The sequence below is a fragment of the Streptomyces seoulensis genome (genome assembly GCF_022846655.1).
GTDB lineage: Bacteria > Actinomycetota > Actinomycetes > Streptomycetales > Streptomycetaceae > Streptomyces.
Genome location: NZ_AP025667.1, coordinates 4243268 through 4253763, shown reverse-complemented (window position 1 = coordinate 4253763; position 10496 = coordinate 4243268). Strand labels below are relative to the sequence as shown.

The window sequence follows — 10496 nt, the reverse complement described above, 5'->3', positions numbered from 1 at the left end:
CAGGCGGGCCGGAAAGGGTGAGACGTGAGGCTGACGATTCTGGGCGGCGGCGGGTTCCGCGTGCCGCTCGTGTACGGCGCGCTGCTGGCCGACCGCGGCGAGGGCCGGGTGAGCGAGGTCGTCCTGCACGATGTGGACGCCGGGCGGCTGGACGCGGTGACCCGGGTGCTGGCCGAGCAGGCGGCCGGGGTGCCGGACGCGCCCGTCGTCCGGGCCACCACCGATCTGGACGAGGCGCTGCGCGGGGCCGACTTCGTGTTCTCCGCGATCCGGGTCGGCGGGCTGCGCGGGCGGGCCGAGGACGAGCGGGTGGGGCTGGCCGAGGGGGTCCTCGGGCAGGAGACGGTCGGTGCCGGGGGCATCGCCTACGGGCTGCGTACCGTGCCCGTCGCCGTCGACATCGCCCGCCGGGTGGCCCGGCTCGCCCCCGACGCCTGGGTCATCAACTTCACCAACCCGGCCGGCCTGGTCACCGAGGCCATGTCCCGGCACCTCGGCGACCGGGTCATCGGCATCTGCGATTCCCCGGTCGGCCTCGGCCGCCGCGTCGCCCGCGCCTTGGGCGCCGACCCGCGCGAGGCGTTCGTCGACTACGTCGGCCTCAACCACCTCGGCTGGGTACGCGGTCTGCGCGTCGCCGGACGCGACGAACTGCCGCGCCTGCTGGCCGACACCGACCGGCTCGGCTCCTTCGAGGAGGGCCGGCTGTTCGGCCCCGAGTGGCTGCGCTCCCTCGGCGCGGTCCCCAACGAGTACCTGCACTACTACTACTTCAACCGCGAGACCGTCCGCGCCTACCAGGAGGCCGAGCAGACCCGCGGCGCCTTCCTCCGCGACCAGCAGTCCCGCTTCTACGCGGACGCGCTGCGCCCCGGCGGCTCCGCGCTGCGCGCCTGGGAGGACACCCGCGCCGAGCGCGAGGCGACGTACATGGCGGAGAACCGGGAGAGCGCCGGGGCCGGGGAGCGCGAGGAGGAGGACCTGTCGGGCGGTTACGAGCAGGTGGCGCTCGCGCTGATGCGGGCCATCGCCCGCGACGAGCGCACCACCCTGATCCTCAACGTCCGCAACCGCACGACGCTCACCGCGCTGGACGCCGACGCGGTGATCGAGGTGCCCTGCCTGGTCGGCGCGGACGGCGCGCACCCGCTGGCCACGGACCCGCTGCCCGGCCACGCCGCCGGACTGGTCTGCTCGGTGAAGGCGGTCGAGCGGGAGGTGTTGGCCGCCGCGGAGTCGGGGTCGCGGGCGACGGCCGTGAAGGCGTTCGCACTGCATCCGCTGGTTGACTCGGTCAACGTGGCCCGGCGGCTGGTGGACGGTTACACCGCCGCCCACCCGGAGCTGGCGTATCTCGTGTGAACACGCGGGAGGGCCGTTCCGCCGAACGGCCCTCCGTCGTGATCAGTGCTCCGTCACCCGGTCAAACGGTCACCCGGTCAAACGGTCACCCGGTCGACGGGTCATCGGGTAAGCGGCTCACCCGGTGAACCCGGCCGTGATCGAGGTGAACTGCCAGTTGCTCTGGCTGATGCCGGAGCAGTTGCTCACCACGCCCCCACCGGGGCACGGCCGGTCCCGGTTTACCGACCAGTAGGCGAGCCGGGCGATGTGGTGCGAGTTGGACCAGTCGCGGATCTTCGTCCAGATCTCCGGTGTCGTGTTCTCCTGCTGGTCGGAGAGACCGTTCATGCCGGAGATGCCGATGTGGGAGTACGCGGTGGCGTCGTCCCAGCCGAAGGTCGACTTCAGCTTGGCCTTCAGTCCCTCGGCCGCGTTCACCGTGTTGCCGTACATGTCCGAGCCGCCGCCGAAGTCGAACGGCATGATCGTGAACACGTCGATGTCGGCACCTATCGACTTGGCCTGCTCGATGAGCCGGTTGCCGTAGTAGGTCGGGCCCGTGGTCGTGGTGCCGAAGGTGACGATGGTCTTCAGGCCGGGGTTGTTGGCCTTGACCGTCTTCAGCGCGGTGAGGATCTTGGCCTGCACGGCCTCGTTCTCGAACTCGTCCGTGTTCTCGATGTCCATGTCGATCGATTTCAGCGAGTAGGCGTCGATCACCTTCTGGATCGCACCCGCCAGCGCGCTCGCCGAGGAGCAGTTGGCGCCCAGCTTGCTGCCCTGCCAGCCGCCGAACGACGGCACGATGTCACCGCCCGCCGAGCGGATCTGGTTGATCGCGGTCTGGTCGACGCCGCCGGTCAGCGGCCTGCTGCCGTCCCAGGAGGGGTTGCAGCCGCCGGAGTCCAGCACGAACGCCATGGTGAACCACTTCACCCCGGTCGCGTTCATGACCGTCGCCGGGTTCGGCGGGTCGCCCCAGCCCTCGTACAGATACGGCGCGGCCTGCTTGAAGCCGGTGCCGCCGCCGGAGCCCGCGCTGGTCGTCACGCTCACGGCGTTGGAGGCGCCGGAGGTGTTCCCGGCCGCGTCCCGCGCCTTCACGGTGAAGGTGTAGGCCGTGCTCGGCGAGAGCCCGCTGACCGTGGCGGTGGTGCCGGAGACGCTGAGCACCTGGTTGGAGCCGCTGTAGATGTCGTACGCGCTGACGCCCACGTTGTCGGTCGCCGCGTTCCACTTCAGCGAGACGCTGGAGGAGGTCTTGCCGGTCGAGGTCAGGCCGCCCGGAGTGCTCGGCGCCTGGGTGTCGCCGCCGCCCCCGCCGCCCGGACCGTCCAGGCTGATGTCGTCGGCCTGGTAGGAGCCCTGCGCGTACCAGCCGTGCACGTACACGGTCGCGCTGGTCTGCGAGGCTCCGGTGGTGAAGGAGACGCTGAGCTGGCTGTACGCGGACGGCGATGAGGTCCAGGTCGAGGCGCCGCCGTCCACCCCGAGGTAGACGTACGAGCCGCGGACCCAGCCGCTGAGGGTGTACGCGGTGTTCGGCTTCACGGCGACGGTCTGCGCGCACTGCGCATTGTCGCTCGAACTCACCGCTCCCTGGAGCGCCTTGGAGCCGCCGTGCACGGGGGAGGAGACGACCGAACCGAGGTTGCCGGAGCAGGTCCAGGGGGACACTCCGCCCGACTCGAAGCCGGGGTTGGTGAGCACGTTGGCCGCCTGGGCGGTGCCTGGCAGGGCGACGGCCCCGCCGAGCGCGAGGGCGGCGGAGCCGAGCAGGGCGAGAAGCCGGCGTCTGGGACGCCCGAGGATGTGTCGCACGCGATCTCCCTGATGGTATGGGGGCGTTCGGGAGTGCACCGGGGTGCGGGAAGTGCGGAACGAGCACGGAGAGAGTGCGCCCTCCAAAGTGGTATGGACCAATCCAACTGTCAAGAGACAGCACGGGATTGGTCCATACCGGGAGGGTGGAGCGCCGGGGCCCGGCCGCTACAGCGGCAGCGCGGCTCCGGCGGAGGCCGACGCGGCGAGCGGGACGGAGGGCGCGGGCAGGCGCATCTCCGCCTCCTCGGCCTCCTCGGGCTCCTGCTCGGGGAGGGTCGTCGGGCCCAGCGGGCGGGGCCCGGAGACGACCGCGTAGTCCTGGCCCAGGAACGGCGGCTCGACCGTGCCGGGGTCCTCGCCCAGCGCCAACTGCACAGCCGCCCAAGGGGCGTTGATACCGCACAGGGAGAGCTGGTGCAGGCCGCCCGCCGCTCGGGTGTTGACGTCGAGCAGCACCGGGCGGTCGCCCAGCATGCGGAACTGGATGTTGGACAGGTAGTGCAGCCCGAAGCCCTCGGCGATCAGCCGGGCCGGTGCGAGCCAGCGCTCGTCCAGGGTGAAGCCGCGACGCCGGCCGTTCTTGGTGCGGCCCACCATCAGCCGGGTCCGGTTGTCCGGGCCGGTCAGGCAGTCCACCGAGACCTCCGGCTGCTCCAGCCTCGGCATCACCAGCAGGTCCACCGGCTCCTCGGCGTCCCGCAGCGCCGCCACGGCAAGGTCGAGCTGCACGTACGGGCTCGGGAAGCCACTGAGATGGGCGAGCGAGAACGGCGAACGGGTGATCATCCGGAACCCGACCCCGCCCGCACCCGCGGCGGGCTTGAAGCACGCCTTGTGCCCGGCCTCCTCCAACTCCTCGACTGCGGCGACCAGTTCGTCCGCCGTGCGGACCCGGAACCACGGCGGCACCGGGACACCCACCGAGCGGACCGCCTCGTACGCGGTCACCTTGTCCTCGAACACCGCCACCGCCTCGGGCGTCGGCGCCAGCAGGGCCGTGCCCGCCGCGGCGAAGTCGGCGCGGTGCGCGACGATCGCCGACTGGTGCAGCCGGGGCACGAAGACATCGATGCCACGCCGTGCGCACTGGTCGAGCGCGTACTCCACGTACCCGGCCGGGGACAGCCCCTCCGGCTCCAGCGCGGCGGTGTCGGCGGCGGCCAGCACGGGGGAGTCCGGGTCGCCGTGCGTCGCGTGGATCTCCACGGCACGGTCGCTCGGGTTTCTCCGTAGCTGATCCATGAAGAACACGTTCTCCGCGTACGTGCGGTTGAGCCATACGCGTACGCGAGAGACCATGCGGGCCGCCTTTCGGGCATTTTCGGGCAGGACTCAGTGGTCCGCGCCCGGACAGGAGGAAGGAAGGGACACCAAACCGCCCTCAGGAAAGGGATGTTGGGCGGTGAGTGTTGGGGCGATCATACGGCCTGCGTCGAGCCGTTCGTGCAACGCGCGTGTTACGGATTCGCCGGGCGGGTCGGGCCCCCGGCGCCCCGCCCGCACGGGCCGCTCTTGCCCTCCCCGGGCCGGTGTGCTGTCGTGGTGCCGCGCCGCACACTGTCGTGGAAGGTCGGGTACCGGTGATCGAGGAACTGCTGCCGGACTCGGTGGTCGCCGTGGAGTCCTACGGCCCTCCGGACGACGACCCGGACACCGTGCTCTTCCCTGAGGAACGGGCGCTGCTGGCCCGCGCGGTCGACAAGCGCCGGCGCGAGTTCGCCTCCGCACGCGTCTGCGCGCGGCGCGCGATGGAGAAGCTCGGCCGGCCGCCCGCGCCCGTGCCGACCGGCGAGCGCGGCGCCCCGGTCTGGCCGGACGGCCTGCTCGGCAGCATGACCCACTGCGACGGCTACCGGGGTGCGGCCCTCGTCCGCTCGGGTGACCTGGCCTCCCTCGGCATCGACGCCGAGGTGCACGAACCGCTGCCGGAGGGCGTCCTCGACTCCGTCTCCCTGCCCGCCGAACGGGAACGGCACCGGGCGCTGACCGCGGCCCGGCCCGGCGTGCACTGGGACCGGCTGCTGTTCAGCGCCAAGGAGTCCGTGTACAAGGCGTGGTTCCCGCTGACGCGTGCCTGGCTGGACTTCTCCGAGGCCGACATCGAGCTGGTCCCCGCGCACGGCGGGCGCGGCACCTTCCACGCCCGCCTCCTGGTGCCGGGCCCCCTGGTCGGCACCACCCGCCTGACCGGGTTCGACGGCCGCTGGCTCACCGGGGACGGGCTGGTCCTCACGGCGGTGGCCGTACCGGCGCCCTGATCCGGGAGCTACGGGCACCAGGCCCGCAGCAGTTCGAAGAACCCGTCCTCGTTGCCCGCCAGACCCGCGCCCGCCAGGGCCTGTTCCGCCTCCGCGAGCACGGCCGGCGGCACCATCGCCGGGGCCGCGTCCGGCGGGCCGTCCAGGGTGGCGCGCACGGTGTGCAGCAGCCGCAGATACGCCTGGACGGCGGTGCGCTCACGGTCGGTCAGTACGGCGGTCGGCATCGGTCGGCTCCCCGGTCGGCGGCACGGTTCACGCACACTGGCGCCACGCGCCGCCCCTCGCGGCACGCAGGGTTCCAGCTTGCCGTCCGGCACTGACAACGCGGCGGCTCCGGCCCGCCCCGGGTCACCCGGACGGCCCAGGCCCGCGGTCAGCCCTGCGGTCCCGGATACCCCAGTGACGTACCGATGCGCCCCGCCACGTCGTCCCGGCGCACCGGGCCGCTCAGCGACGAACCCCTCATCCGCGTACGGCACTTGCTTGCCAGCAGCAGGCCGAAGGTCTCCGCGTCCCGCTCCTCGTCCAGGTCGAACCGGGTGCGCGCGGCGACACGGTGCACGGCCGCCTGCAACGCCTCCCGGTCGGTGTCGTCGGTCAGCAGCCGGGTGGCCACGCCCATCCCGAGGCCGTCGACCCGGTGGGCGGTGTGGTCGGCCTGCATGTGCCACAGCTCATGGCCGAGGATCACCAACTGGTGGTCGGGAGCGGTGCGTTCCTCCACCACGACCAGATCGCGGTCGGTCATGTCCAGCCACAGCCCGCTGGCCGTGCCGGGCGGGAAGACCGCCGTACGGAACTGCACCGGGCGGCCGCGTCTGCGGCTCATCGCCGAGCACAGCGAGCGGTACAGCTCCTCGGGCGGCACCGGCGCGGGCCGCCGGTCCAACTGTCCGACCAGCTCGGCGCACAGCCGGCGCATGCCCCTCGCGATGCCCACCGCCCTCATCCCGCTCACGACTCCGGCTGCCGGACGCTCTCCAGGAGCATGTCCAGCCACTCCGCGACCTTGTCCCGGTGCTGGTCCGTGGGGAGCTGGGCGGCCCGCCAGGCGATCCCGCGCACCCCGTGGTCCTGGAGCAGCCGCTCCAGCGGGTCCTGCGCGGCACCGGAGGCGGCCCGTTCCCGGTCCGCCAGCTTCTGCAGTAACTCCTGCTCGATGTGCTGCAGGGCACCCGCCAGCGCCTCGGGGTCCTCCGCCGTGAGGAACCCGGCGTGTACGTGGAAGAACCGCTGGAGCGCGTCGCAGTGCTCCATGGTGGGCCGGCGGTCGCCGTTGATCAGGGCGCCCGCCTGCTGCCGGGACATGCCCGCGCCGTCCGCGATCTCCTGCTGGGTGTATCTGCGCCCGCCGGGCTTCAGCCTCGTGCGGCGCAGCAGGTCCAGGCGTTGCAGGAAGCGGGCCTGCACATCCGGTTCACCGGCCGGGCGGCCGCAGAGCAGCGCCTTGACCACCGGCTCCGGGACCCCGCTGCCGACCGAGAGCCGGGCGGTGTCGAAGACCTCGCCGTGCGGTACGCCGAGCCGGTCGGCGAGCGCGGTGACGCGGGCGACGACGGCCGGAAGCTGAGCGGTCGCCGTGGCGCCCGGATTCTCGTAGCCATCCGTCACCGACAGAACTCCTACGTCTCTCAAGGGCCGCGCGAGATCGGGCGCGCTTGTCACCCCCGGCCGCCGTGAACATCCCGGAGAGTAGCCCGTCGTTCGAACTCCCATCCAGGTCTCGCCACAACTGTGGCGAATTTCAGCCGTCAACAGGCATGAAATGCCACGATAGTTGACACGGCTCTCGTCGGGGCAGCAGGATCGCAGCGCCGCGTGCTGCGGCCAAGGCAAGAGGGGTGACCACCCGATGGCACATCAGGCGGGAGGGCGGCGGCCGGTACCCCGGTCCGTCCCCGAGAGCTGTGAGACGCGGGCGTATCTGGACGACTACGCCGCCGTGGTGGAGGCTGCCCCGTTCCCGTCGCTCGTCGTGGACCACCGCTGGGACGTGATTCTCGCCAACGACGCCTTCGCCACGCTCTTCGGGGACGTGCGGCACCACCCCACCGCGATGCCGGGCGACAACTTCCTCAGGTTCGTCCTCTTCCACCCCGACGCGGGCCAGGTGCTCGGCGAGCACGAGCCGGGCTGGTGCCTGCCGATGCTGGCCCAGCTCAAGACCGCGCTGGAGGGGTACGGCCACGACCACGAACTCCAGGCGATACGCCGGGACGTGGCCCGCGACCCGATCATGGACGCCGCCTTCCGGCAGGGCCTGCCGTACTGGATCCACGCGGTCGGCGAGAGCGCGGCCCGGCTCGACGGCGCCGTACGCCTCCTGCACCACCCGGACCCGCGCCGGGGCACCGCCGAGTGCCGCGTCGTGGACGAGACCCCGCCCCTGCTGCGCGACCTGGGCCACCGCCGCCTGACGATGATCCCCCGGCAGCCGTCGGCCGCCGTCCGCCGCGCCCATCTGACGGTCGTCCCCGCCCCGTAGACCTGACCCGGCCCCGTCGGTGTTCAGGTCATCGACGGCGCCGGGTCATCCGCACCGAGGCCGGTTCCGGTTACGCAAACCGCTTGCGTAAATTGCGCTACCCTTGCGCGCATGACGCGACGACTTGCGGAAGTGGCGAAGAAGGTCGGGGTCAGCGAGGCCACGGTCAGCCGGGTGCTCAACGGCAAACCCGGAGTCTCCGACGCCACCCGGCAGTCGGTCCTCACCGCCCTGGACGTACTCGGTTACGAGCGGCCCACCCAGTTGCGCGGCGAACGCGCCCGCCTCGTCGGCCTCGTCCTGCCCGAGCTGCAGAACCCGATCTTCCCCGCCTTCGCCGAGGTCATCGGCGGCGCGCTGGCCCAGCTCGGCCTGACCCCGGTGCTGTGCACCCAGACCAAGGGCGGCGTCTCGGAGGCCGACTACGTCGAACTCCTCCTCCAGCAGCAGGTCTCCGGTGTCGTCTTCGCCGGCGGGCTGTACGCCCAGGCCGACGCCCCGCACGACCACTACCGCAGGCTCGCCGACCGCAGCATCCCGGTCGTGCTGGTCAACGCGGCCATAGAGCACCTCGGCTTCCCCGGTGTCTCCTGCGACGACACGGTCGCCGTCGAGCAGGCGTGGCGCCACCTGGCCTCCCTCGGCCACGAGCGCATCGGCCTGGTCCTCGGCCCCGACGACCACGTGCCCTCCGCCCGCAAGCTCGCCGCCGCCCGCGCCCTCGCGGGCGACCTGCCGGACGCCCACGTGGCCCGCGCCATCTTCTCCATCGAGGGCGGTCACGCCGCCGCCTCCCGGCTCATCGACCGGGGTGTCACCGGCATCATCTGTGCCAGCGACCCCCTGGCCCTCGGCGCCGTGCGGGCCGCCCGGCGCAAGGGGCTCGACGTGCCGGGCCGGATCTCGGTCGTCGGCTACGACGACTCCGCCTTCATGAACTGCACCGAGCCCCCGCTCACCACCGTGCGCCAGCCCATCGAGGCCATGGGCCGCGCGGCCGTGGAACTGCTGAACGCGCAGATCGGCGGCACCTCGGTCCCCGCCGAGGAGCTGCTGTTTGAACCCGAGCTGGTGGTCCGCGGCTCCACCGCGCAAGCCCCGCGCGACTGAGGACGCCCGGAGTCACCGGGCTGTCGAATAATTACAGATTCTGCGCGACATCTTGCGGCCCGGTGTCGTCGGTGCTTGAGTGTGCGGCGCCCACTGCTCCTGCCTTGAGGGGTCCACCGATGAGAAGCACCGGGTTCCGCCGCACCTTCGCCGCGATCGGCGTCTGTTCCTCGCTCGCCCTCACCGCAGCCGCCTGCGGTTCGGGCGACGACAGCTCGGCGGGCGGCAAGACCCGCATCACCGTCAACTGCGAGCCGCCGAAGAGCGCCAAGGTCGACCGCCGGTTCTTCGAGGAGGACATCGCCTCCTTCGAGAAGGCCAACCCGGACATCGACGTCGTCGCCCACGACGCCTTCCCCTGCCAGGACCCCAAGACCTTCGACGCCAAGCTCGCCGGCGGCCAGATGGAGGACGTGTTCTACACGTACTTCACCGACGCCCGGCACGTCGTGGACATCAAGCAGGCCGCGGACCTGACCCCGTACCTCAAGGACCTGAAGAGCTACGACAGCATCCAGAAGCAGTTGCGGGACATCTACACCGTGGACGGCAAGGTCTACGGCATCCCGCGCACCGGCTACTCGATGGGGCTGATCTACAACCGCGCCCTCTTCCAGAAGGCCGGCCTCGACCCCGACAAGCCCCCGGCCACCTGGGACGAGGTCCGCGCCGCCGCGAAGAAGATCGCCGGACTGGGTGACGGCACCGTCGGATACGCCGACTACAGCGCGCAGAACCAGGGCGGCTGGCACTTCACCGCCGAGCTGTACTCCCAGGGCGGCGACGTCGTCAGCGCCGACGGCAAGAAGGCCACCGTCGACACCCCCGAGGGCAAGGCGGTGCTGCGGAACCTGCACGACATGCGCTGGGCGGACGACTCCATGGGCAGCAAGCAGCTCCTCGTCATCAACGACGCCCAGCAGATGATGGGTTCGGGCAAGCTCGGCATGTACCTCTCGGCGCCGGACAACATCCCGATCCTCGTCAAGGAGAAGGGCGGCTCGTACAAGGACCTGGCGCTCGCCCCGATGCCCGGCGGCAAGGGCACGCTCATCGGCGGCGACGGCTACATGTTCGACAAGAAGGCCAGCCCGGCCCAGATCCGCGCCGGCCTGAAGTGGCTGGACCACATGTTCCTCACCCCCGGAGACGGCTTCCTCGGCGACTACGCCCGCGCCAAGAAGAACGACGCACCGGTCGGCCTGCCCGAGCCGCGCCTGTTCACCGGCGCCGCCGACGCCAAGGACCAGCAGGTCAAGAAGGCCAACGCCAATGTCCCGGTGGAGAACTACCAGACCTTCCTGGACGGCAACCAGAGCCTGGACATGAAGATCGAGCCGCCGCACGCCCAGCAGATCTACTCGGTGCTCGACGGTGTCGTCTCCGCCGTCCTCACCAAGAAGGACGCGGACATCGACCAGCTCCTGAAGGACGCGTCCGGCAAGATCGACAGCATCCTGGCGCGGGGCTGA

General features: G+C 71.6%; 10 protein-coding genes. 5 read left to right on the top strand and 5 right to left on the bottom strand.

Going from position 1 to position 10496, the window contains the following annotated elements; translation table 11 throughout:
- Positions 1-24: 24 nt before the first annotated feature.
- Entirely contained in the window at positions 25-1362 is a 1338-nt protein-coding gene (locus HEK131_RS19630) for a 6-phospho-beta-glucosidase (protein WP_244336358.1), read from the top strand.
- Between the two features lie 117 nt (positions 1363-1479).
- On the opposite strand, the gene HEK131_RS19625 is transcribed toward HEK131_RS19630, so the two are convergent.
- A complete protein-coding gene (locus HEK131_RS19625; RefSeq protein WP_244336357.1) occupies positions 1480-3165 on the bottom strand; it encodes a carbohydrate binding domain-containing protein in 1686 nt (561 codons plus the stop codon).
- A 168-nt stretch (positions 3166-3333) separates the two neighbouring features.
- Positions 3334-4467 (bottom strand): ATP-grasp domain-containing protein, encoded by a 1134-nt coding sequence (locus HEK131_RS19620; protein ID WP_244336356.1) that lies wholly within the window; start codon positions 4465-4467, stop codon positions 3334-3336.
- Between the two features lie 281 nt (positions 4468-4748).
- On the opposite strand from HEK131_RS19620, the gene HEK131_RS19615 reads away from it, so the two are divergent.
- On the top strand, positions 4749-5426 hold the full coding sequence (locus HEK131_RS19615) for a 4'-phosphopantetheinyl transferase family protein (RefSeq protein WP_244452081.1): 678 nt from the start codon (positions 4749-4751) through the stop codon (positions 5424-5426).
- A gap of 8 nt (positions 5427-5434) precedes the next feature.
- Here the strand turns inward: HEK131_RS19615 and HEK131_RS19610 are convergent, their stop codons facing one another.
- From HEK131_RS19610 to HEK131_RS19600, 3 genes are all read right to left on the bottom strand, one after another.
- The gene (locus HEK131_RS19610) at positions 5435-5653 is read right to left on the bottom strand and encodes a hypothetical protein (protein ID WP_217463824.1); all 219 of its coding nucleotides are present in this window, start codon (positions 5651-5653) and stop codon (positions 5435-5437) included.
- Positions 5654-5802: 149 nt separating this feature from the next.
- Positions 5803-6351 (bottom strand): toxin-antitoxin system, toxin component, encoded by a 549-nt coding sequence (locus HEK131_RS19605; RefSeq protein WP_217463874.1) that lies wholly within the window; start codon positions 6349-6351, stop codon positions 5803-5805.
- 32 nt (positions 6352-6383) lie between these two features.
- Positions 6384-7040 (bottom strand): helix-turn-helix domain-containing protein, encoded by a 657-nt coding sequence (locus HEK131_RS19600; protein WP_217463825.1) that lies wholly within the window; start codon positions 7038-7040, stop codon positions 6384-6386.
- Positions 7041-7281: 241 nt separating this feature from the next.
- Between HEK131_RS19600 and HEK131_RS19595 the strand changes: the two genes are divergently transcribed.
- The 3 genes from HEK131_RS19595 (at position 7282) to HEK131_RS19585 (ending at position 10496) form a co-directional block, all read left to right on the top strand.
- Positions 7282-7914 (top strand): PAS domain-containing protein, encoded by a 633-nt coding sequence (locus HEK131_RS19595; protein WP_244336355.1) that lies wholly within the window; start codon positions 7282-7284, stop codon positions 7912-7914.
- Between the two features lie 111 nt (positions 7915-8025).
- Positions 8026-9024, top strand: coding sequence for a LacI family DNA-binding transcriptional regulator (locus tag HEK131_RS19590; RefSeq protein ID WP_244336354.1), 999 nt, complete (start codon positions 8026-8028; stop codon positions 9022-9024).
- 119 nt (positions 9025-9143) lie between these two features.
- Positions 9144-10496 (top strand): ABC transporter substrate-binding protein, encoded by a 1353-nt coding sequence (locus HEK131_RS19585; RefSeq protein ID WP_244336353.1) that lies wholly within the window; start codon positions 9144-9146, stop codon positions 10494-10496.

Bases quoted from the DNA above. Each gene is read 5' to 3' on its own strand.
- HEK131_RS19610 (WP_217463824.1), bottom strand. From the start codon at position 5,653: ATGCCGACCGCCGTACTGACCGACCGTGAGCGCACCGCCGTCCAGGCG.
- HEK131_RS19595 (WP_244336355.1), top strand. From the start codon at position 7,282: ATGGCACATCAGGCGGGAGGGCGGCGGCCGGTACCCCGGTCCGTCCCC.
- HEK131_RS19605 (WP_217463874.1), bottom strand. From the start codon at position 6,351: ATGCGCCGGCTGTGCGCCGAGCTGGTCGGACAGTTGGACCGGCGGCCC.
- HEK131_RS19590 (WP_244336354.1), top strand. From the start codon at position 8,026: ATGACGCGACGACTTGCGGAAGTGGCGAAGAAGGTCGGGGTCAGCGAG.
- HEK131_RS19585 (WP_244336353.1), top strand. From the start codon at position 9,144: ATGAGAAGCACCGGGTTCCGCCGCACCTTCGCCGCGATCGGCGTCTGT.
- HEK131_RS19620 (WP_244336356.1), bottom strand. From the start codon at position 4,467: ATGGTCTCTCGCGTACGCGTATGGCTCAACCGCACGTACGCGGAGAAC.